Annotated in this window: 23 protein-coding genes; 14 read left to right on the top strand and 9 right to left on the bottom strand. The window is 62.6% G+C overall.

Annotation, left to right across the window (positions count from 1 at the left end; translation table 11 throughout):
• The first annotated feature begins 84 nt into the window (after positions 1-84).
• From HY921_01305 to HY921_01345, 9 genes are read left to right on the top strand one after another with little or no spacing between them, the layout of a single operon-like run.
• On the top strand, positions 85-864 hold the full coding sequence (locus tag HY921_01305; GenBank protein MBI5629499.1) for a hypothetical protein: 780 nt from the start codon (positions 85-87) through the stop codon (positions 862-864).
• Entirely contained in the window at positions 858-2,600 is a 1,743-nt protein-coding gene (locus HY921_01310) for a cbb3-type cytochrome c oxidase subunit I (GenBank protein MBI5629500.1), read from the top strand. Before HY921_01305 ends, HY921_01310 begins: the two co-directional genes overlap by 7 nt.
• An 8-nt stretch (positions 2,601-2,608) precedes the next feature.
• Positions 2,609-3,187, top strand: a complete 579-nt coding sequence (locus tag HY921_01315) for a heme-copper oxidase subunit III (GenBank protein MBI5629501.1) — start codon at positions 2,609-2,611, stop codon at positions 3,185-3,187.
• Between the two features lie 2 nt (positions 3,188-3,189).
• Positions 3,190-3,540, top strand: coding sequence for a cytochrome C oxidase subunit IV family protein (locus HY921_01320; GenBank protein MBI5629502.1), 351 nt, complete (start codon positions 3,190-3,192; stop codon positions 3,538-3,540).
• Positions 3,541-3,735, top strand: a complete 195-nt coding sequence (locus HY921_01325; GenBank protein ID MBI5629503.1) for a hypothetical protein — start codon at positions 3,541-3,543, stop codon at positions 3,733-3,735. It abuts the gene before it with no gap.
• Positions 3,732-3,959 carry a hypothetical protein gene (locus HY921_01330; GenBank protein ID MBI5629504.1) on the top strand — a complete coding sequence of 76 codons (228 nt, stop codon included), beginning with the start codon at positions 3,732-3,734 and terminating at the stop codon, positions 3,957-3,959. The genes HY921_01325 and HY921_01330 overlap by 4 nt, the downstream gene beginning before the upstream one ends.
• Entirely contained in the window at positions 3,956-4,807 is an 852-nt protein-coding gene (locus tag HY921_01335) for a COX15/CtaA family protein (GenBank protein ID MBI5629505.1), read from the top strand. The genes HY921_01330 and HY921_01335 overlap by 4 nt, the downstream gene beginning before the upstream one ends.
• Positions 4,804-5,646: a protoheme IX farnesyltransferase gene (cyoE, locus tag HY921_01340; protein MBI5629506.1), complete on the top strand. Its 843-nt coding sequence runs from the start codon at positions 4,804-4,806 to the stop codon at positions 5,644-5,646. The genes HY921_01335 and cyoE overlap by 4 nt, the downstream gene beginning before the upstream one ends.
• Positions 5,647-6,339 (top strand): cytochrome c, encoded by a 693-nt coding sequence (locus HY921_01345; GenBank protein ID MBI5629507.1) that lies wholly within the window; start codon positions 5,647-5,649, stop codon positions 6,337-6,339.
• Here the strand turns inward: HY921_01345 and HY921_01350 are convergent.
• From HY921_01350 to HY921_01365, 4 genes are read right to left on the bottom strand one after another with little or no spacing between them, the layout of a single operon-like run.
• Positions 6,326-6,751, bottom strand: a complete 426-nt coding sequence (locus HY921_01350) for a DUF2231 domain-containing protein (GenBank protein ID MBI5629508.1) — start codon at positions 6,749-6,751, stop codon at positions 6,326-6,328. The two genes, HY921_01345 and HY921_01350, sit on opposite strands and share 14 nt — an antisense overlap.
• Positions 6,752-6,775: 24 nt before the next feature.
• Positions 6,776-7,174 (bottom strand): hypothetical protein, encoded by a 399-nt coding sequence (locus HY921_01355; protein ID MBI5629509.1) that lies wholly within the window; start codon positions 7,172-7,174, stop codon positions 6,776-6,778.
• Positions 7,175-7,200: 26 nt separating this feature from the next.
• The gene (locus HY921_01360) at positions 7,201-8,568 is read right to left on the bottom strand and encodes a DUF255 domain-containing protein (protein MBI5629510.1); all 1,368 of its coding nucleotides are present in this window, start codon (positions 8,566-8,568) and stop codon (positions 7,201-7,203) included.
• Complete coding sequence (locus HY921_01365) at positions 8,565-10,586, bottom strand: thioredoxin domain-containing protein (protein MBI5629511.1); 2,022 nt, start codon at positions 10,584-10,586, stop codon at positions 8,565-8,567. The genes HY921_01360 and HY921_01365 overlap by 4 nt, the downstream gene beginning before the upstream one ends.
• A gap of 103 nt (positions 10,587-10,689) precedes the next feature.
• Here HY921_01365 and HY921_01370 point away from each other — a divergent pair, with 103 nt between their 5' ends.
• The 5 genes from HY921_01370 to HY921_01390 all read left to right on the top strand — a co-directional run bounded on the left by HY921_01370 (position 10,690) and on the right by HY921_01390 (position 15,228).
• A complete protein-coding gene (locus tag HY921_01370) occupies positions 10,690-11,649 on the top strand; it encodes a radical SAM protein (GenBank protein MBI5629512.1) in 960 nt (319 codons plus the stop codon).
• A 66-nt stretch (positions 11,650-11,715) separates the two neighbouring features.
• Positions 11,716-12,720, top strand: a complete 1,005-nt coding sequence (locus tag HY921_01375) for a diiron oxygenase (GenBank protein MBI5629513.1) — start codon at positions 11,716-11,718, stop codon at positions 12,718-12,720.
• The gene (locus tag HY921_01380) at positions 12,720-13,589 is read left to right on the top strand and encodes an alpha/beta fold hydrolase (GenBank protein MBI5629514.1); all 870 of its coding nucleotides are present in this window, start codon (positions 12,720-12,722) and stop codon (positions 13,587-13,589) included. The genes HY921_01375 and HY921_01380 overlap by 1 nt, the downstream gene beginning before the upstream one ends.
• On the top strand, positions 13,586-14,410 hold the full coding sequence (locus tag HY921_01385; protein ID MBI5629515.1) for an aminopeptidase P family protein: 825 nt from the start codon (positions 13,586-13,588) through the stop codon (positions 14,408-14,410). The genes HY921_01380 and HY921_01385 overlap by 4 nt, the downstream gene beginning before the upstream one ends.
• Positions 14,401-15,228 carry an SDR family oxidoreductase gene (locus HY921_01390; protein ID MBI5629516.1) on the top strand — a complete coding sequence of 276 codons (828 nt, stop codon included), beginning with the start codon at positions 14,401-14,403 and terminating at the stop codon, positions 15,226-15,228. The genes HY921_01385 and HY921_01390 overlap by 10 nt, the downstream gene beginning before the upstream one ends.
• An 11-nt stretch (positions 15,229-15,239) precedes the next feature.
• On the opposite strand, the gene HY921_01395 is transcribed toward HY921_01390, so the two are convergent.
• From HY921_01395 to HY921_01415, 5 genes are all read right to left on the bottom strand, one after another.
• Positions 15,240-15,839, bottom strand: coding sequence for a YceI family protein (locus HY921_01395; protein MBI5629517.1), 600 nt, complete (start codon positions 15,837-15,839; stop codon positions 15,240-15,242).
• Positions 15,836-17,119 (bottom strand): amino acid permease, encoded by a 1,284-nt coding sequence (locus HY921_01400; protein ID MBI5629518.1) that lies wholly within the window; start codon positions 17,117-17,119, stop codon positions 15,836-15,838. Before HY921_01400 ends, HY921_01395 begins: the two co-directional genes overlap by 4 nt.
• Positions 17,119-18,018 carry a hypothetical protein gene (locus tag HY921_01405; protein ID MBI5629519.1) on the bottom strand — a complete coding sequence of 300 codons (900 nt, stop codon included), beginning with the start codon at positions 18,016-18,018 and terminating at the stop codon, positions 17,119-17,121. Before HY921_01405 ends, HY921_01400 begins: the two co-directional genes overlap by 1 nt.
• A 12-nt stretch (positions 18,019-18,030) precedes the next feature.
• Positions 18,031-18,771 (bottom strand): hypothetical protein, encoded by a 741-nt coding sequence (locus HY921_01410; GenBank protein MBI5629520.1) that lies wholly within the window; start codon positions 18,769-18,771, stop codon positions 18,031-18,033.
• 76 nt (positions 18,772-18,847) lie between these two features.
• On the bottom strand, positions 18,848-19,603 hold the full coding sequence (locus HY921_01415) for a L,D-transpeptidase (protein MBI5629521.1): 756 nt from the start codon (positions 19,601-19,603) through the stop codon (positions 18,848-18,850).
• Positions 19,604-19,857: the final 254 nt, after the last annotated feature.

Here is a 19,857-nt window from a genome sequence, read left to right on the forward strand (position 1 = left end):
GTCGAGACTCGCCGGCTGTCAAGCCGGCTCGTGGACGAAAAGTTGCAAAGGCGGCCGCGGATTTGATAATTTGTTATAAGTTCGATGAATTCCAACTACAGCATGGGGCTGCCGATCGCGGCCTCAACCTTCGCCAAGGACATCGATTTCGGACTCAAGCTCATTCACGTCGCGATGCTTGTCATATTCGTGCTGTGGGGTATTTTTTTCGCCTATCTTCTGGTCCGTTATCGGCGCCGCGAGGGCGTGGCGGCCCAGCGGGAGGACGACCATGGTTTGTTTTCCACGAGCCTGATTCCGGATATCGTCGTCCTGATCTTCGAGATCGCGCTCATCTCCCTGTACGCCATTCCGGTCTGGTCTCGGATTAAAATTCACTCCCCAAAATCCCAGGAGTCGAACCAGGTAGCGCTCGTCGCCGAGCAGTTCGCCTGGAACGTGCATTATCCCGGCCCGGACGGCAAATTTGGCCGCAGAAGCCCGGATCTGGTGCATTTTTCCAATCCCATAGGGCTAGACCGCGACGATCCCGCCGCCCAGGACGACGTGGTGGGCGCCAACGAGCTTCATCTCCCCCTGGGCAAGACCACTCTCATCCATCTCAGCTCCAAGGACGTCATCCACAGCTTTTTCGTGCCGGAGTTCCGCTTGAAGCAGGACGCCGTGCCGGGCCTCACCATCCCGGTTTGGGTGGAGCCCAACAGGGTTGGGCACTACGAGATCACCTGCGCCCAGCTTTGCGGATTTGCGCACAGCTTGATGAGAGGCGAGGTGTTCGTCGAGAATCCGGAGGAATACCAAGGCTGGCTCAAGGCCCAGGCCGCGCAAGCCCCCGAGCCCGCCAAGGCCCCATCAACATGGTAACCCACGACGCAGCCCACGACCAACACGCCCAAGCCCCCTCGGGGTGGCTGCGCGCCTACGTTTTCTCGGTGGACCACAAGGTCATCGGCCTGCAGTACCTGATGACCTCCATGCTCTTCCTCTTGGCCGGGTTCGGTCTCATGCTCCTGATGCGCTGGCAGCTGGCTTTCCCGGGCCAGCCCATCCCCATAATAGGGAAACTTCTCTCCCCTAGCCTCGCCCCCAACGGAGTGATGACCGGCGAGTTTTATAACGCGCTCGGCGCCATGCACGGCACCATCATGGTGTTTTTGGGCATCGTTCCCTTGGCCGTGGGCGCCTTCGGCAATTACGTTCTTCCCCTTCAGATCGGGGCGCCCGACATGGCCTTCCCGAGGCTTAACATGATGTCGTACTGGCTTTATCTTCCCGGCGGGCTTCTCATGCTTTCGTCCTTCATCCTTCCGGGTGGGGCCGCCCAGTCGGGCTGGACCTCTTATCCCCCGCTTTCCATCATAAATCCCGGACAGACCGTCTGGCTCCTGGCCATGGTCATCATCATCACCTCCTCGCTTTTAGGCGCCATCAATTTCCTCGTCACGACCTTGAACATGCGGGCTCGGGGCATGAGCCTCTGGCGCATGCCGGTCTTCGTATGGGCCCAGCTGGTCACCTCCGTGCTCCTGCTCCTGGCATTCCCCCCCCTTGAGGCGGCCGCCGTGCTTCAGTTCATGGACCGGGTGGCCGGAACCAGCTTCTACATCCCCTCGGATCTAGTGGTCTTGGGGCTGAGGCACCGGGCCTCCGGGGGAGGCCAACCCCTGCTGTGGCAGCATCTGTTCTGGTTCCTCGCGCATCCCGAGGTCTATGTCCTCGTGCTTCCCCCCATGGGCATCGTGGCAGAGATCATGGCCGCCAACACCCGCAAGCCCCTGCATGGTTATAAAACGATAGTCCTGGGGATGATATCCGTGGGGGTCATGTCCTTCGTGGTTTGGGCCCATCACATGTTCATCAGCGGGATGAGCCCAATCTTGAGCAACTTTTTCCTCGTCACCACCATGATCATCTCGGTGCCCTCCGTCGCCATTTTGACCTGCCTCATTTACAGCCTGCGGGGGGGCTCGATTCGCTTCACGACCCCCATGCTCTTCGCCCTGGCCTTCCTGCCCATGTTCGGCATCGGCGGCCTCACCGGGCTTCCCCTGGGCCTGACCGCCACGGACATTTACCTCCACGACACCTACTACGTGATCGGGCATTTCCACTACGTGGTGGTGACCGGCTCCATCATCGGTCTCATGGCCGGGGTCTACCATTGGTTTCCCAAATGGTTCGGCCGCAAAATGGACGACAGGCTCGGACGGATTCATTTCTGGGGCACCTTGCTCTCGATGAACGGCGTGTTCTTCCCGATGTTCATCATGGGAATGGCCGGGGTTTCCCGCCGCCTATGGGATCCCACGGCCCAAGCCCACAACCTCACCACCCAGCATCTCAACGTCGTGAGCACGGCCTCGGCCTACCTTCTCCTCCTGTTTCAAGCGCCGTTCATTTACAACTTCTTCCACAGCATTTTCAAAGGCCAGAAGAGCGAGGAGAATCCCTGGCAGGCCACGACTCTTGAATGGGCCTGCCCTTCCCCTCCTCCGCACGGCAACTTCGAGAAACCCCCCTGCGTCTACCGGGAGCCTTATGATTACTCCCCTCGCGGCTGCGAGCGGGACTATATTCCCCAAAACGTGGAGGCCGCATGAATTCCGCCATGGCCGCCTCCGCGCCGCAATGCGCCGGCAGCGGAGTTTCCAACGCCAAGCTCGGCGTCTGGCTCTTCCTGGCCTCGGAGGTCATGCTTTTCGCGACCTTGTTCACCACCTACCTGGTCCTGCGGCTAGGGTCGGCCTCCTGGCCGCGCGGCTGGGAAACCCTCAATGTGCCCTTGGCCATGATGAACACCTTCGTTCTCATCACCTCGAGCGTGACCATGGTCTTGGCCTATGCCAAGGCCGTGGAGCGGGATTTGGCGGGCTTTAGGAAGTTCATGGGGATCACGATACTGCTCGGGTTCGCCTTCCTCGCCGTCAAGTCCGTCGAGTACGGCACGAAGTTCCATCACCACCACTACCCCTCCACCAACATCTTTTTCGCGATCTACTTTACCATGACCGGCCTGCATGGCCTTCATGTGATCGGCGGGATCATCGTCAACAGCGCGCTGTATTATTTGAGCGGCAAGGAGTGGGATCATCCTCTCTTTGTCGGGCGGGTCGAGGGGGCCGGCCTTTACTGGCACTTCGTCGACATCGTCTGGATATTTCTCTTCCCGGCCCTATACCTGCTATAAACATGAAGGGACACTCCCAAGCCGACGTGAAGCTTTACCTCGCGATATTCGGCGCGCTGATGGTGCTGACCGTCGTGACCGTCCTGGTCTCATACCTCCATCTCCCCATCGCGGCCGGCGTGGCCGTGGGCATGGCCATCGCCACGCTCAAGGCGGGGCTGGTGGCCGCGTTTTTCATGCACTTGAAGGGCGAGAGGATCGTCATCTATGGCCTGCTGGGCGTCACCATCTTCTTCATGTCCTTCCTTTTTTTGGCGCCCATCAAAGACAGCGTCTCCATCGCCGACCGCAGGGCCCGGATTGCGGTCTCTGTCGCCTCCGAGGAGAGCCCCTCCGAGACGCGCATTCGCTAGATGTCTCTCAAGAATTTCCATCTCTTTTTCATCTTGACAAGCCTGGCGCTGATGGGGTTTCTGGGCTATTGGTCGTTAGGCCAGCTCTCGCGCGGAGAGCTGGCCTGGATGATGGCGGGCTCGTCCGCCCTCGGCCTGAGCCTCGGGCTCTTCTATTTGCGATGGTTCATGCGAAGGCACAAGGAACTCTTATGAAAAAGGCGCTCGCGCCAGCCGCGGTCCTGTGGCTTCTCTCGCCCGCCGCGGCTCACGCCTGCGCGGTCTGTTTTGGGCAGCCCCAGCAGAGCGGGCTGTTCCGCGGCCTCGGCTGGGGGCTCGTCGTCCTCTTGGGATTTACCTTCTCCATTCTGGGGGCCTTGGCCTGGACCATGTGGCGGATCGAAAGAAACCGCGCGGCCAGCGAGGCCCGCTCCGCGTGATGCCCCCTCTTCCTCTTTGGATCCATCCCCTGGCGGAGCTCACCGCGGTTCTGGCTTTCTTCCTGATCCTAGCCGGAGGCCTGGTCACCTCGACGGGCTCGAGCCTGGCCGTTCCGGACTGGCCACTCTCCTTCGGCCAGTTTTTCCCGAGGATGGAAGGCGGAGTCTTCTTCGAGCACGGGCATCGCGTGATCGCAGGCCTGGTGGCGATTCTGGCCTGCGCCCTGGCCTTGGGACTGCGCCTCAAAGAAACTCGAGCTTGGGTCAAGAGCTTGGCTTACGCCGCCGCCGGCGCGATTTTGCTGCAGGCGCTTCTGGGAGGAATTACCGTGCTCTGGGGCCTGCCCCACCCGGTCTCGATTGCCCACGCCTGCCTCGGCCAGGCCGTGTTCTGCCTTCTTTTGGCTTTGGCGCAGGCGACGTCTCCGTGGTACGCGGGCTCTGCTCCCGAGCCCGCGGAAAGCGGCCTCTGGAAGGCGGGCGCCTGGGCGCTTGGGGCCGTCTACCTCCAGATTCTTTGGGGCGCCTTGGTGCGCCACGCCCGCTCGGGGTTGTGGCTGCATTTTCTCTGGGCCTTCGCCGCCTCGGCCACCCTTGGGAACCTCCTCTACCAGACCTGGGCCCGGGGCGGGGACCGCGCGGCCCTGGCCAGGCCCGCGCTTATGCTCGCTTTCCTTCTGCCCCTCCAGTGGTTTCTAGGTTTCGAGTCGTTTAGGGCCCGCTTCGTGCTGGACTTGGGGCGCGCCATCAACTTCTCGGCCGCTCTTACCGCCTGCCATGTGGCCGCGGGGGCCTTGATTCTGGGCACTTGCGTGATTTGGACCTTGCGGTCCCTGCGCCAGCCATGACCAAGGACATTCTCGCGCTCTTCAAGGGCCGCATCGCCCTCATGGTGATGTCGACCTCCGGGCTTGGGTACTGGCTCTCGGGAGCCCGGGATGCGCGGCCGCTGCTCTGCCTGCTTGCCGGCACCGCCCTTTCCTCATGCGCCTGCGGCGTCCTCAATCAGTACCTGGAGCGCCGCGAGGACCGGCTCATGCGCCGCACGAGTTCCCGCCCCCTCCCCGCGGGCTCCGTAAAACCGGAGGCCGCTTTGGCCCTGGGCGGCGCGCTTTCGGCCGCCGGAATCGGCCTCCTGGCGGCGGGGGCGGGAGGCCTGGCGGCAGCCCTAACGGCTTTAACGTTGATTCTCTATTTGGGACTATACACACCGCTCAAAAAGATCACTCCCCATACTACTTGGCTGGGGGCCGCGGCCGGAGCCATGCCCCCATTGATCGGCTGGGCCGCAGGAATGGGCCATCTTGAGCCTCGCGCCTGGGCTCTGTTCGCGATCCAGTTCTTGTGGCAGATCCCACACTTTCTTTCCCTGTTTTGGATCTATCGCGAGGAGTACGCGGCCGCGGGCTTTCGCGTCATGCCGGTGGTCGATCCCAATGGAGGCCTGACGGCCTTCCAGATGGCGCTCCACTCCTTCACGGTGCTCTTGGCCAGTCTCTTCCCCCTATTCTTGGGTATGGCGGGGCTGGGCTACGCCATCGGAGCTTTGCTCTTAAGCACGGCTTATCTGGGGCTTGGAATGCGCGCCAGTTGGACCTTGGCCGCCTTGGACACGCGCCGCCTGTTCATGGCCTCATTGGCCTATTTGCCTCTCCTGTTCGGAATGCTTTTGTTCGGAGGAGTTTAAATGAGGTTGAAAACTTCCGCTTGTCTCGTGATCTTAGCCGCCGCGGCGCTGGCCGCCTGCCAGAGAGCCTCCTCTCCCGAAGCCAGAGGCCAGGCCTATTTCAACGCCTTGGGCTGCCGCCAATGCCATCAAGTCGGCGCGGTCGGCGGCTCCTACGGACCCAATCTGACTTTTATCGGTTTCAGAAAGAGCCCACAGTGGCTCGACGCCTGGCTCAAAAACCCGCATTCCTGGCGCAAGCAAACCGTCATGCCCAATTTCAACCTCAACCAGGAGATGCGTGCCGCTTTGGTGGCCTATCTATCCACCCAGAAGGGGCAGGCCTGGGAGGGCGGCCGACCCTGGAATCATCCTGAAATCCTCCAGGATCCGCTCAAGCGCGGGGAGATGATCTTCAATTTGGCGGGCTGTGTCGCCTGCCATGCCGAGAAGGGGCGCGGGGGCTATCCCAACAATAACGTGGTCGGGGGGCTCATCCCCTCCCTCACCAAGGTCGCGGAGGGCTACTCCAAGGAAGAACTGGAAAAGAAAATCGCGGGAGGCGTTTTCCCCGCTCCAGCCGACCCCAACGCTCCCCCGCCCATGATTTTTATGCCGAAATGGGCGGAGGTGTTGAAGCAAGACGAGATCTCGGCCGTGGCCGACTACTTGATTTCCCTCGCCCCCAAAAAAGGTCCGACTAGCGAGTGGTAAGGACCCCAACTCCATAGTGGAAGACGAGCTCTCCTCCGTGGTAGGCCGCCGAGAATAGCAATCCCGTCGCGGCAAGCCATGCCGCGAGAAAAAGCCGCGGTCCGGCCGAGGGCTTGAGCCAGCGCCACGCGGAAAGGAGGCTGAAAACCCCTGCAGTCCATAGGCCGAGGCTCTTGTGCTCGGCGAAGGTCTCCCAGGCCCTCGGAACGTGCGGGACCGTTTTCTCGGCCAGGAGCCCAAGTCCCGCGGCGGCCAAGGCCGCCGCGGTCCCCAGCCATAGCAGCGCGGAGGAAGCCCTGGCGAGGTTTCCTGAGCCCCGGCTCAGGAAAGAGGAGAGCTCCGCCGCAAGCCCGAGCGACAGAAGGGCGATCGGAAAATGCACGAAGGCCGGGTGCAGGAGGAATAATTCCATCGCGGGTCCGGCAGCCGCCGGGGCTTATTTCTCGATCTTATCCACAATCAGGGCCTGCACCCCGCCGCGGCTGGCGATCGTGCCGGAGAGCTTGGCGCTTTTCCCGGCCAAGTCCTTGGCTTGAACGTAGGCCTCCTTCTTGTCGTGGTTTTCGACCAGCAGGTAAACCCCGCCCTTCTCAGTGACCAGGCCCATGGGGGCTCCGCCCAGGATGCATTGCTTGGCGCAGTCGGAGTGTTTTTTCCCCATGGCGCCGTGGCCCATGTAGCAGGCCATGTCCACGATCTCTCCGGAAAGGGTTCCAGGGCCAGCGGTCTTGGCCGCCTCATGCTTGGCGTGGGCCTTGGCGTCGTGGCCCTCATGGGCCAGAAGGGGCGCGCTTGCAAGCGCGGCCAGCAGCAAAGAGAATGGGACGAATTTCATGATGGAGTTCCTCCTAAAATGCGGCATCATTTGATCCTAGCAAATAATCTCAGCAAGCTCCCTCCCCAGGCAAGGAGGATGCCTTTCTCCGGCGCGGCCCGGGGGAGAGCCTGGGCGAGCTTCAGGTAAAACCGCCCGGCGTCCGCGTTAAGCGCTGGGATGAGAACCCCATCTCCCGGCCGGTCCCGCAATCCCCGCGAGACGGGGTCGGCGAGATGTCTCTCGGCTCCCCGAAAGATGGCAACGCATGCCTTGAGATAGGCGGGGTCTCCGGTCCGCTGGTATCCGGTGAGAAATGCCTCCCCCATGGCCGTTTGGTCTTGGAGAAAACAAGAGGCCGGCCCCCCGAGACGGTGAACAACACAGCCCCCCAAGAGGTCTTCTTGGCGCCAGCGCCGCAAGGTCTTGAGGGCCTGCTCGCGGTCCTGCCCCCGGGCATGGGGCGAGGCGAGAACGCTTGCCGCCATGGCCGCGTTGGGGGCCGCGAAGAGGCGCTTGTCCACGGCGGGAATTCCCAAACCCCGGCGCTTGGCCTCGGGGAGGGAGAAATAATAGCGCCCCTCCACGATCCGGCCGTCCGGCCGCAGGAGCTCCCCGGTTTGGGCGTTGAAATAACCTCCCGCAGGGGCTGAAAGGAAATGCCGCACATAAGAAAGCGCTCTGGAGGCTCTCTGGGGTTCTGATTCGGCCTCCAAAGTGCGGGCCTGATCTGCCAGCAATTTCTCGTATTCCACCGCCGACCTATGAACCCCGCCCCAGACCGGATCCTCAGGACCCAAGACGGCAGAGTCCAGAGGAGGGCGAAAGCGCGCGCCCTCGCGGCGCTTCTTAAGCGCCGCGTCAATGGCCGCGGGATTTCTGCGGTAAGCCGCCTCCAATGCCCTGGCCCAGTTGAGGAAAAGCCCGGGCGAGCCCGCGGCCGAGGCCCCGAGAACCTCTCCGGAGGGCGTGATGAGGGCGAGGCTTGCGCGAAGGCCGGCGCCGAAGCGCAGCTGCAGGTCCGGTCTTTCGTCGAGGTCTTCCTTCACGGCAATGGCGCGACCCTCGATCCATGACTCAACGCGGGAATCGTTGAAGACTTCCTCCTGCACCTGGGAAGCCCGCGACGACGGGCTTGCCAGGTGCAGGAGAATGAGGCAGTTTCGTTTTCGTGCTTCCTCAAGAACCTCAGAAGTTAAGGAGCGCCATCTCATTTCGGAATGCTTCGCAATTCTTACCACCGGCCCGCCTGACGGCGGGCCTAGCCGCCGCCAATGGCCAAAGAAAAGCGGCGGCATACTGCCCCCCGGCCCGAAGGCGAGATAGGCCGCGGCCAAAGCGAAGGCTGTGATCATGAGGCCGAGCATCATCATGACCCGGCGGTGGATTTCCTTGCCCCGCGCCGGATCCTTCATGCCTTGGGAAGCAATGCGTCGAGAGTTTTTCTCAAGAGAGCGGCGTCCATGATGGGAAGTTCGCAGACTCCCCCCGCGCAAATGTAGATGAGCGTCTTGCCGTCCTTGGGCGCAAAAGCCTCGGGAAAGGGCATGTGCCGGGCGAGGGCCGTGATCTTCTCCGGCAAAAAGCGGGAACGTATGGTCCGGAGCATTTCCTCGTAGCCGGGCATCCCGGGAGCGCCCGCGATCACGATCTGCCGTGGCTTCGAGAGATGGAAGCTTAGAGCCGAGAGCATGGCCGCCAAGGACAGGGGGCGCCGCTCCATAAGCGGGCCGAAGCGCCGAAGGGTTTTCTCCGCCGCCTCCAGGAAGTCCTTACGGCGGGTAAACTGATGGAGGCGCAGAAGGTTCAAGGCGCCAATAGAGCTGGCGCTAGGCTCCACGTTGTCGGAGTCGTCCATGGCGCGCAGGATGAGGTTCTTATCGTGGCCCTCGGCCGTCAAATAAAATCCTCCCTGATCGGCTAGGAACAGGCGGTTTTGCTCCTCGGCGAGCGCCATGGCCCAGTCTAGCCACGAGTGGTCGAAGTCCGCCTCGTAAAGATCGAGCAGGCCCTGGGCGAGGAAGGCGTAATCGTCGGCCATCGCCGGCACCCCGGCCTCCCCTCGCCAACGCCGCCAAAGGTGCTTGGAGTCTGAATCGTAGAGGCGCTTGCGGATGAAGCCCGCGGCGACCTGGGCTGCCGCGAGATACTGGGGCTCCTCAAGAATCAGCCAGGCCTTGGCGAAGGCCGATATGGCGAGCCCGTTCCAGGAGACGAGGACTTTGTCGTCCAGCCCCGGCCGAGGCCTGGCGGCGCGGGCGGCCAATAGCCTGGCCTTGGCCTGGCCAAGGTCGGGGCGGGGTGAGGATGGCCCGGCATGGAGGATACGTTTGCCCGAGGGCTCGACTCCGAAATATCGGATGAAAGGCTCCGTGTCCGCTCCCAGAACGTTTCGCAGCTCCACTTCGCTCCAAAGATAAAACGCCCCCTCCTCTTTACGCCCGGTTTCAGGCTCTAGGCTATCGGCGTCCTCGGCGGAGAAAAATCCCCCCTCGGAATGGCGCATGTCGCGCAGGAGATAGTCCAAAGTTTCCCGCGCCACCAAGGCCATTTCGGGATCGCCGCTGACCTGGAAGGCCTCCAAATAGACGGCGGCCAGCTGGGCGTTGTCGTAAAGCATCTTCTCGAAATGGGGCACGCGCCACTCGGCGTCCGTGGAGTAGCGATGGAATCCCCCCCCGATCTGGTCGCATATCCCTCCCCGGGCCATGCGGCGCAAGGTTACGAGGCAAAGGTCGAGAGCTTCCCTGTTCCCCGTGCGCGCGTAGTACCTGAGGAGGAAGTGGTGGTAGACCGGCATGGGAAACTTGGGAGCGCTGCCGAAGCCCCCGTGCTCGGGGTCGAAACTTCCCCGGTAGGCCGCCAAAGCTCTGTCCAGCCATTCGGCGCGGAGTTCCGAGGGCTTCGCCTCCCCGGCCACGTAAGCCCCGACCGCCGCGGTGAGGGAGCCGGCGTCCTTCTCTAAGTCAGCCCGCTGGGTGCGCCAAAGCTCGGCGATGCGCTCAAGGAGCCGGGCAAATCCCGGCTGGCCCCGGCGCGGCTCCGGGGGAAAGTATGTCCCGCCGTAAAAAGGCTTGAGCTCGGGCGTCAAGAAGACGTTCAAGGGCCAGCCCCCCTGCCCGGTCATGGCCTGCACCGCGGTCATGTATATCTTGTCCACGTCCGGGCGCTCCTCGCGGTCGAGCTTGATGGAGATAAACCACTTGTTCATGAGCCCGGCGATGCCGGGATCCTCGAAGCTTTCCTGCTCCATGACGTGGCACCAATGGCAAGTCGAGTAGCCGATGGATAGGAGGATGGGCTTCTCCTCTGCCCGGGCCTTGGCGAAGGCCTCTTCCCCCCAGGGATGCCAGTCCACGGGATTATGCGCGTGCTGGAGAAGATACGGGCTCTTCTCGCGTATCAGGCGGTTGGGCGCGCCATGCTCTGTCATTGGTTTTATTATAACAATGAGAGGGGTTCGAGTTATCCACCAAAGCTTCCCGGGAATTTTGGTGGATAAGTTCGCGACGGCGTTTTTGGTATCATACCGACTCATGGCTGTCGACTGGCGCTTCATCTTGACCGGAGCCAAGAGGGTGGTGGATTCCAAGGCCATGTACGCCCAGGTGGTCGTGACCGACGACTGCAACCTCACCTGCGCCTACTGCGACGAGTACACCCCCGGAGCTCCCGTAATCCCCCTGGCCGTCCTAAAGGAACGGATAGACCGGCTCGACAGGCTCGGGGTCCAGGTCTACGACTTCCTGGGCGGGGAGACCTTGCTCCACCCCGAGATCGCGGCCCTCGTCGCCTACGTCAAGGCCAAGCGCGGGGGCTCGAACCTTGCCACCATCATCACCAACGGCTTTCTCCTGACCGAAAAGGCAATCCAAGAGCTCAACGCCGCGGGGCTCGACTTCATGCAGGTGTCCGTGGACTCCCTGGAGCCCACCGCGCTCTCGGACAAGAGCCTCAAGTCCATCCTGCCCAGGCTCAAGCTTCTGGCCCGGGAGGCCAGGTTCAAGGTCGAGATACAAACCGTGCTCAACGAGGCGACCTTGGCCGACTACGCCCGGTTCCGGGAGGCCCTCAAGGATTTCCCCTTCACCTTCGGCTTCTCCGTCATGCACGGCAAGGGCGGGCAGATCGCCATCCGCGGCGAGAAGTACCTCGAGCTTTTGCGCAAGTACGGGGTCTTCGAGGGCGTCAATTTTTACGGCGAGCACTTGACGGAGATGCTGGCGGGCGACTTCTCTAGGCCCTGGAAATGCCTGGCGGGCTTCAAGTTCCTCTACGTCAACGCCAAGGGAGGCGTGCAGTGGTGCGCCCAGCAGCGCGACTACATGTACCCCTTGGACCAGCTCGACTCCAATATCCTCGCCCAGAACGACCGCCACAAGCCCTGCGAGGCCGGCTGTTCGCTAGGCTGCGTGCGCATGATCTCCCACACCTTGGGCGAGCCCATGAAGACCTTCGGCGCCAGCGTGAGGCTCGCCTTGGGCATGCGCCGGTAGGTCGTCTACCGCAAATAACCGCTCCGTACCTCACCGGCCCCTTGCCCGGTTTTATATAATTATCCGGTGAAGAGGCTCGATCCGGACGACGAGCAGGCCCTGGCCAAGGTCTTGGAAAGGCAGAAAAGGCTTTCCTGGGATTTCGAGAAAGGCCTGCCCTGGGAGCGGGGCATAGACCTCGGGCGCTTTTTCGTCCCCCTCGATCAGGACAACCTGGTGTTCCCGGAGGCCTCCCACGAGCAAAGGCTCATCATCAGCCAGTACCTGGGTCTCGTGATCGCCCAGACCTTCTCCGAGATGGAGACGGCCCTCGTGCAGGCCAAGGAATTGGTATGGGAGAGGAACCTCGCCCTTTACCCGGTGGGCCCCGAATTCGAGGCCATGGGCGAACAGTTCTTCTCCGAGGAGGAAAAGCACTCCCGGGTGTTCAAGCGCTTCCTCGTGGCCTTCGCGGAGCAAACCGGCATCGAGCACAAGGACCTTCTGACCATACTCCCCACGGTGTCCGGGACCTTGCTCCACAGGACGCTTAAGCTAAACTCGCATTACGGCGGCCACGCCCTCTGGTGGGTCCTAACCTTGGTGGAGGAGGTCTCCATCCTCATCTACAAGCAGATGCAGCCCTTTAAAAAACAGCTCGACCCCCTCTATTTCGACATCCATCGCAGGCATTTCGAGGAGGAAATCCGCCACAATCCCTACTCCTATTGGATGCTCGAGCATCTCTACCGCCGGAACAAGTCCTGGGCCAACGTCTTCTGGCGCAAGACCGATCTGCCCCTGGCCCAAGCCCTCGAGGTCTCCTGGGCGTTCTCGTCGCTCTCCCGGATACGGAATACGTATTGGCTAAGGAAAAAGCACCCCTTTTACGCATCCCTCTACTCCTGCATGCCCCTCTTGCGCAAGCTCTCCCCCATCGAGATCATCCGCCGCCTCTTCGTGGCGGCCCCCTTCGTGAGCCTGCTGCTCAACCCCAACTACCACCACGACTACCAGGGCTTGGTGGAAAGGCTCCGGGCCCTGCGCATTCCCACGCCCAAGCCCCAGCCCCTGCCTCTGAGCGCGGACTGATGATCACCTTAGCCGGGACGGCCGCCAAAAGCACCCGCTTTCGAGAATTAAAGACCGCCTGGCTCGACAACGACAACGCGGCAGGAGAGATACTTCTCTTCATCCACGGCTACCTGGACACGCCCGCCACTTGGAGCCCCCAGGCCGCGGCCTTCGCGGACAAATACCGCGTGATTCTCCCCTTCGCCCGCGGGGTGGGCCCCTCCGAGCCCCCCAAGGACCTCCGGCGCTACGGGGCTTACTCCATTCTCCTCGACCACCTCGAGCTCTTGCGGGCCGTGGATCCGGCGGGAGAAAGGCCCATCCACGTGGTGGGCCACGACGTCGGAGGCGTGCACGCCTGGATGCTCGCCTGCCACCCCCACCCCCGCATCAAGACCGTCACCATTCTCAACAGCGCCCACCCCAGGCAGTACCTGCGGCGCCTGCTCTGGCCGCGCCAGCTCTTCAAAAGCTGGTACATGGGGGCCTTCCAGGTGCCCTACGTCTGCGAGGCCCTCCTTTGGCTCTTCCATAAGGAGTTTTTTAAAATCCTTTCGCGCGAGGGCTGGGAGCCCCCCCAAGGGGAGCTGTCCTTGGATGACTTCGAGGGGGCCGTCATCAACGCCATGAACCAGTATCGGCAATTCGTGCGCGACATCCCCCATTTCATGAAGGAGAAGGCCAAGCCCGTCCAGGTCCCGGTCCTGGTCATATCAAGCGAGCAGGACCGCTATCTGGAGGCTCCCACGGCCCTGGAGCTTAAGGACATCGCGGCCAAGCCCACCCTCCGGGTCGTGCGCGGCAAGCATTGGCTCCACCGCGAGCAGCCGGAGCGCATCAACCGTCTCTTGGCGGAGTTTTGGGCTCAAAACCACGGATCGGTATGAACCCCCTCAAGGCTCTGCTTTACCGAGGCAAAAAGGGACGAACTCTCGACCGCGAGGTCCTGGAGGGACTGGCGCGCTCCCAGGACCTTGCTTACCGCTGCGCCAAGGCCATCGCCCGGGAGATGCGCGAGGGCTGGAGCGAGGCCCAGACCGCGCGCCTCATGGATGTATGGCTGGCCGACCACGGGGTTCGGGTCTTCTTCCACAAGTCCTTCGCCTGGTTCGGGGAGAGAAGTAGATTCGACGGAATGCGGCGCTGGGCCGATTTCCTGCCCGGAAAGCGCGCCCTAGGTTCAGGAGACTGCGTGATCTTGGACACTGCCCCGGTCTTCAAAGGCTATCCCGGAGACATCGGCTACTCTTTCTCGCTCGGACCCGACCCGGAGCTGGGCAAGGCCGCTGCGGTCCTGGAGGAGCTGCGTGCGACCGTCCTGCGGTTGTTCGAGCAGGCCGTGAAAAATCCGGGCCGGACCACGGGAGGCGACATCGCCTCCGCCATAGCCCGCCATATCGCGGCCGCGGGCTATGAACCCGCCCATCATAAATATCCCGGCGGGGTCCTGGGGCACCGGCTCCATCCCATGCCAGAGTCCCGGCGCCCTCCCACCTTCATTCCGTTCAGCTGGCAAGCCTTGAGCCGCTTCCTGAGGGAGGGATTGCTCCCGGATCTTCTCAATGAGGAGCACCGCGGCGAGCTGTGGGGAGCCTGGGCCATCGAGCCGCACTTGGGAGGCAAGGGTTTCGGGGCCAAATTCGAGGAGATACTGGTCGTGGAGGAAACGGGCGTCCGCTGGCTTTCCGAGGAAATACCTTGGCGCTAGCCTTGGCCGGAAAAAAAGCGGTGGTGACCGGTGCGGCCGGGGGCCTTGGTCGGGCTCTCGTCTTCGAGCTCCTGCAGGAGGGGGCGAAAGTCTTGGCCGTGGATAAGAATGAAAAGGGACTCGCGGCTCTCGCTAGAGAGGCGGAGGGTAGGGCGTTCTCTCTGGCTACTCTTCAAGCCGACGTTTCGGCCAAGGAATCCTATTTAACGACTCTTACCAGCAGCTGCGGCGAAAAGGACCCGCCGCAGCTGTTCATCAACAACGCCGGGCTTGCCCGAATAGAGGCGCTGGAGAAAATGGACCTCGCCCATTTTGAGGAGATCATGAGGGTCAACCTCCTCGGGACGGTTTACGGCAGCCATTTCGCGCTTTCTCGGATGAAGCCGGCGGGAGAGGGGCTCATCGTGAACGTCTCCTCCATGGCGGGGCACATCCCCGCCGGGTTCATGACCGCTTACGCCGCGTCCAAGTTCGGGGTCGTTGGCTTTACGAGGGCTCTCCAGGCCGAGCTGCGCCTTTCCCGCAGTCCGGTGAGGGCCTGCCTGGTTTCCCCTGGATTCTTCGACACGCCTCTCATGCGGCAGAAAAACGCGCCATTCCCGAAATTCCTCGAGTGGATGGTGGCCCGGCCGGAAGCCGTAGCGGCGCGGATCGTGAACGGGATAAAAAAAGGAAAAGCGGAAATTTACCCGGATTTAAGCGCGAAAATCATGAGAAACCTCCACAGGGTCTCTCCAGCCCTGGCCCTGCGGGCTTCCCGCCTGCTCGCGGCCAGGTCTTTGGCCGAGGCCCTGGGCCTCACGCCCATCTCCTTTTAAAGGAAGCGCGACTACTTCTGCGCCTGGGCGTCCTTTGGGGCGGCTTTCCCTTCGATTTCAATCTCTATCTTCACGTCATCGCCCAGCATAAGGCCCCCGTTGTCCAAGGTCTTGTTCCAGACGATCCCGAAATCCTTCCGGTGGAGCGTGCCCTCGGCCGAGAATCCGGCGCGCACGCCTCCCCAGGGGTCCTTGCCGATCTCCCCCATCTTTACCTCGAGGACAACCGGCTTGGTCACGCCGTGCATGGTAAGAGTGCCCGAGAGCTTCCCCTTTTTGCCGTCGAACAACGACAGCTTCTTGCTTTTGAACTCCAGGAAGGGATGCTGGACCGCGTCGAAGAAATCCGGGCTTCTCAGGTGTCCGTCCCTTTTCTCGTTGCGGGTGTTTATGCTGGCGGCGTCTATCTTGGCCCAGGCCTTGGCGTCTCCGGGCTTCTTGGGGTCGAAGTCGAAGCTCCCCTCGAATCTGTCGAAGGCCCCTCCCACGTTGCCCACGAGATGATGTATTTTGAAGCGCACCTCGCTGTGGTCCGGGTCTATTTGGTATGTTTCTGCGCAGATGCGGGGCGCTGCCGCCGCCAGAAGAGCCAGAGCCAAGGCCGTTTTCATGAGTAAACCTCCGTAGGAACGCGCGATTTCATTGCCAGCTTTAAAATCAGGCCGAAGGAGAGAAAGCCCAAGGTCCAAGCGATCTCGGCCAAGCCCCCTTGGGCTCCCAACCATAGAGTGGCGGCCACGCCCAAGCTCGGGACGAGCGCCCCCCCGGGAATTTGAAACGGGCCGGCCCCTCCCCGTCTCAACAGGGGAACGGCCGCGCAGGTGGCCAGGTATTGGGCACAGACCACGATGTTGGTGACGTCCACGAGCTTGCCGAAGTCAACCAGGACCGCGGCGAGCAACGACAGCCCCGCCGTCCAAGCCACGGCCTTGGACGGGGTGCCGAAGCGTTCGTGGAGCGCGCCGAGGCTTGGGGGCAGATGAGCGTCCTGGGCCAGGGCCACGAGGTAGCGCGGCGAGCCCAAGGCGCAGCCCGCGTTGTAGCCGATCATGGACAAGACCGCTCCGGCCACGATGACGGAGGCTCCCACCGGGCCCAAAAGACGGGCCGCGGCCTCGGCCAGGGGGCGTTCGGAGCCCGCCAGGCCGGGATAGGAGCCGACGGCGGCCAACTGGACCAGCATGTAGAGGACCGTGGCCAGGGCCATGGAGAAAATCACGGCGAGAGGAACATTCCTCTGCGGGTTCTGGGCCTCGCCGGCGGGGACCGGGATGGACTCGAAGCCCTGGAAGGCGAAATAAGCGAGAAAGCAGGCTGGGCCCATGGAGCGCAGGCCTGTCGGCGCAAAGGGATGCAGAGCCGAAGCGTCGAAACGCGCCAGGCCCACCGCCGCGAACAGGAGCAAAGGGACAAGCTTGGCCATGGTGAAGAAATCCGAGGTCCAGGCCCCCATCTTCACGCCTCGGTAATTGATGGTTCCCATGAGGAGGATCACGGAAGCGGCCACGGCCTTGACCAGCCATTTCTGGGTGAAAAGCGGGCCGAAATAGCCGAGGTAGACCGCGATGCCGTTGGCAACCGCGGCCCAGGACAATATCTGGGTCACCCAGCACATCCAGCCCACCCCGTACCCGGCCCAGTCCCCGAAGGCGTCCCGGGTGTAGAGGTAGGCCCCTCCGGGGCGCTCGTAGCGGCTGGCGGCCTCGGCAAAACACAGGGCGACGCTGGAAAGCAGGAGGCCGGTGAAGGCGAAGGAAAGCACCGAGGCCGGACCCAGGAACGCGGCGAGCTTTCCCGGAAACAGGAAAATGCTCGAGCCCACGATGGCGTTGACGCCGACGCAGGTCATGTCGAGGAAAGTTAGCGGCCTTTGGGAGTGTTCCTGGGCCATTAAAATCTCAAACTGGCCCCCAAGCCAAAATAATTGCGATCGGCCCGCCCGGACTGCGCGTAGCGCTGGTAAGAAGCCGAGACTTCCACCATCATGAGCTCGGCATAGGCCCCGAGCGCGTAGGCGTTCAGGGAGGGCTCTCCAAGCTCGAAGGTCGTGCGCGTGTAGGAGACAAAGGGCGAGACCAGAGGCAGCATTCCCATCTCGAACTGGAGGTGGGCGCTGGTGTTCGGAAATCCCTGGATCACCGCCGCGAGGCCCTGCGGGGCGAGGGTCTGGGCCGGACGAAGCGACAGGGCGCGCAAATCCCGGTCGTAAACCGATTTCGTGAGATCCGCGCTGGCGAGATTGCCGAGGAAGGAGACTCCGAGGGAGGCCCCAAGGTCGGTCTGGCCCACGCTCACGGCCCGGCTCCTGCGCGCACCGCCGGCCTGAAGATCGTCCCGGTGAGCCGTGTAAAGAAGCCCCGCCCCCAAATCCACCCGGGCCACGCCCTTGCCCCGGGCCTTGCCCCCGCCCTGCTCCGAGGCCTTGATGCGGCGGATCGGGCCCGACCCGGTCGGAGAGAGAGACACCACGGCGTCCGCGCCGAAGAAGGTGTTGCCGTAGCCGTTCACGGTCGGGCTCCCCCCCGCCGTCAGCCCGACGCCGAAGAAAGGCAGGTCATAACCGATCCTGGCCGAGATGGTCTTGTACGTCCCGCTGGAGGAATCCGAATGGTACGCGGAAAAAGAGGGGCGGACATGCAGGGAATCCCCGAAGTCGGCGTAGACGCGCGTGCCCGAGTAATTGCGGCTTCCCGTGGTCTGGCTTGCTCCCGCGTTGAAGAATAAGGCCCGCGCCGGCAAGGCCGAGCCCAAAGCCGCCGCGGCCAAGAATACCGCTCCATATTTTTTCATGGGGACATTCTACTACTTTTTCTTTTCCTTGGCGGGAGCGGCCGGCGCCGCGGGTCTCGGCGCGGGCTTGATCCATATTTTGGTGCCGATGAAGCTGTTGAGGTAAAGCTTGCGCGCCGCCCCGAGACCGAGGCCCACGCAATAATGAGGGAAAAGGCCGTGCTCCTCCGTTTTTCGCGGAGGGCCGTGAAGGATTAGAGCGCCCCTGGTGAACATGACGTATTCCCCCAAAGCGTTGCTGCGCACCGAGGTGCCTACCTGGGGCGGCTCCCACTGAAGCTGGCCGGCGACCTGCTCGGACTTGCCCCGCTCCGGGTGGGCGAAGCGCTCCTTGGAGACGATTTGGAGAAAAGGGGGCGGGGTCGGGGACAAGCCCGCGCCGAAGCCATGGGATGGGGCGTAGGAAATCGGATAGCTCTCGAGCGACTGCTCGCCCCTCATCAAGTGTATTTTTTTCGCTTCCTCGTCAATCATGAGATAGACGGAGACGATCTCCCATTGCTTCTCGAGCAGCCTCTTCTCCTCTTGAAGCTGCAGTCCCCCCTCGTAGAGACTGCGGCGCGACTGGGTGAGCTTGGAAAGGTCGTCCTTGAACGCGGAAAGATCCCGCGCTTTGAGCGATTGCGCCGCACCCGCCTCCTCCGCGATGCGGGAAAGGCGCTCCCCGCGCGCCTCGACATCGGAAAGGCGCTCCTCCAGCGCGCGGCATTCGCTTTTGAGGTGGAGGCGGGTCGCGTTCAGCGCGATCAGCAAGGAGACGCCGACAGCCCATAGTATGTCTCGAGGAGAGCCCCTTGAGAGCGCCCGGGACCAGCGCGCGCCGGCCGTCCTAATAGAATATATAGACACGGGTTCCCGTTGGAGCCAAATCGTAGAGCTTCTTTAAGTCCGCAGCGCCCAGCCTGACGCAGCCGTGGGAGGCGGGCCGGCCCAAAAGCGCCTCCTTCTTCGTGCCGTGGATCAGGTAGCCGTCGCCCAGATTAAGGAGGTAGGCCCCGAGCTCGCCTTCCACGAGGCGTTTTGGGTCGTCCGGGGGAGGCGGAGGCTCTCCGGTTTCGGCGTAGGCCCAGTCGGGCTTCCTCCATTTTGGATTCTCGGTTTTCCCGATGACCCGGAACTCCCCGCGAGGGGTGACGAACTCCCAGCGCCTTCCGGTCCTGCGGTCCACGAGCACCCCGCCGCGACCGACCGAGCAATCGGCTTGCCAGAGGAGCTGGAAGCCTCTCTTGACGTAAAGCTTATTGGCCTTGGCGTCCACAAGGACGTGGAGGACTCCCTTGAGCTTGGGGGCGAGCTTGCGCCGCAGGGCCTGCACATCATCAGAGATCACCTTCTGGGTCCTGAGGTAGCCCTTGTCCTTGGGAAGAAGCTCGGGAAGGTTCTGCAGAAACCGCATTTCACCGTCCTGGGCCTGGATGAGACGGTGGAGGCTGGAAAGCTCCTTGGCCTGGAAGCTGAGGATTTGGCCGCGCGCCTCGATCCTTTCGGCCAGGCGCGCGCTTCTCGACCACTGCACGCCAACGTTCAAGGCCTGCCAGGCGAAAATCAGGATCCAGGCCAGAAGGGCCAGGATGTAGCGATCCATGCGATGGCGGTGCGCTTAGGCCCTGTCAAGTAATAATATGATCAATTTGGCCGAGCGCTTTTGGAGCGAGACAAGGAGCAAGGAGCGAGCATACCCGCAGCGGTATGTGAGCGACGAGCGACGCGGTCGCAGCCCAAAAGCGCTCGGCCCCTTCGGGGAAGCCCGAGCTTGGCCGATTTCTTCGTTGCTCCTCGGTCACATAGCTACCGCTATGCTCCCTCGTCGCGCCTCGAACTCGCCTCAAGCTCGGGCCT

This window comes from Elusimicrobiota bacterium, assembly GCA_016218575.1.
Taxonomy (GTDB): Bacteria; Elusimicrobiota; Elusimicrobia; order UBA1565; family UBA9628; genus JACRDN01.

Bases quoted from the DNA above. Each gene is read 5' to 3' on its own strand.
- HY921_01305 (MBI5629499.1), top strand. From the start codon at position 85: ATGAATTCCAACTACAGCATGGGGCTGCCGATCGCGGCCTCAACCTTC.
- HY921_01310 (MBI5629500.1), top strand. From the start codon at position 858: ATGGTAACCCACGACGCAGCCCACGACCAACACGCCCAAGCCCCCTCG.
- HY921_01315 (MBI5629501.1), top strand. From the start codon at position 2,609: ATGGCCGCCTCCGCGCCGCAATGCGCCGGCAGCGGAGTTTCCAACGCC.
- HY921_01320 (MBI5629502.1), top strand. From the start codon at position 3,190: ATGAAGGGACACTCCCAAGCCGACGTGAAGCTTTACCTCGCGATATTC.
- HY921_01325 (MBI5629503.1), top strand. From the start codon at position 3,541: ATGTCTCTCAAGAATTTCCATCTCTTTTTCATCTTGACAAGCCTGGCG.
- HY921_01330 (MBI5629504.1), top strand. From the start codon at position 3,732: ATGAAAAAGGCGCTCGCGCCAGCCGCGGTCCTGTGGCTTCTCTCGCCC.
- cyoE (MBI5629506.1), top strand. From the start codon at position 4,804: ATGACCAAGGACATTCTCGCGCTCTTCAAGGGCCGCATCGCCCTCATG.
- HY921_01345 (MBI5629507.1), top strand. From the start codon at position 5,647: ATGAGGTTGAAAACTTCCGCTTGTCTCGTGATCTTAGCCGCCGCGGCG.
- HY921_01350 (MBI5629508.1), bottom strand. From the start codon at position 6,751: ATGGAATTATTCCTCCTGCACCCGGCCTTCGTGCATTTTCCGATCGCC.
- HY921_01355 (MBI5629509.1), bottom strand. From the start codon at position 7,174: ATGAAATTCGTCCCATTCTCTTTGCTGCTGGCCGCGCTTGCAAGCGCG.
- HY921_01360 (MBI5629510.1), bottom strand. From the start codon at position 8,568: ATGAAGGATCCGGCGCGGGGCAAGGAAATCCACCGCCGGGTCATGATG.
- HY921_01365 (MBI5629511.1), bottom strand. From the start codon at position 10,586: ATGACAGAGCATGGCGCGCCCAACCGCCTGATACGCGAGAAGAGCCCG.
- HY921_01370 (MBI5629512.1), top strand. From the start codon at position 10,690: ATGGCTGTCGACTGGCGCTTCATCTTGACCGGAGCCAAGAGGGTGGTG.
- HY921_01380 (MBI5629514.1), top strand. From the start codon at position 12,720: ATGATCACCTTAGCCGGGACGGCCGCCAAAAGCACCCGCTTTCGAGAA.
- HY921_01385 (MBI5629515.1), top strand. From the start codon at position 13,586: ATGAACCCCCTCAAGGCTCTGCTTTACCGAGGCAAAAAGGGACGAACT.
- HY921_01395 (MBI5629517.1), bottom strand. From the start codon at position 15,839: ATGAAAACGGCCTTGGCTCTGGCTCTTCTGGCGGCGGCAGCGCCCCGC.
- HY921_01400 (MBI5629518.1), bottom strand. From the start codon at position 17,119: ATGGCCCAGGAACACTCCCAAAGGCCGCTAACTTTCCTCGACATGACC.
- HY921_01405 (MBI5629519.1), bottom strand. From the start codon at position 18,018: ATGAAAAAATATGGAGCGGTATTCTTGGCCGCGGCGGCTTTGGGCTCG.
- HY921_01415 (MBI5629521.1), bottom strand. From the start codon at position 19,603: ATGGATCGCTACATCCTGGCCCTTCTGGCCTGGATCCTGATTTTCGCC.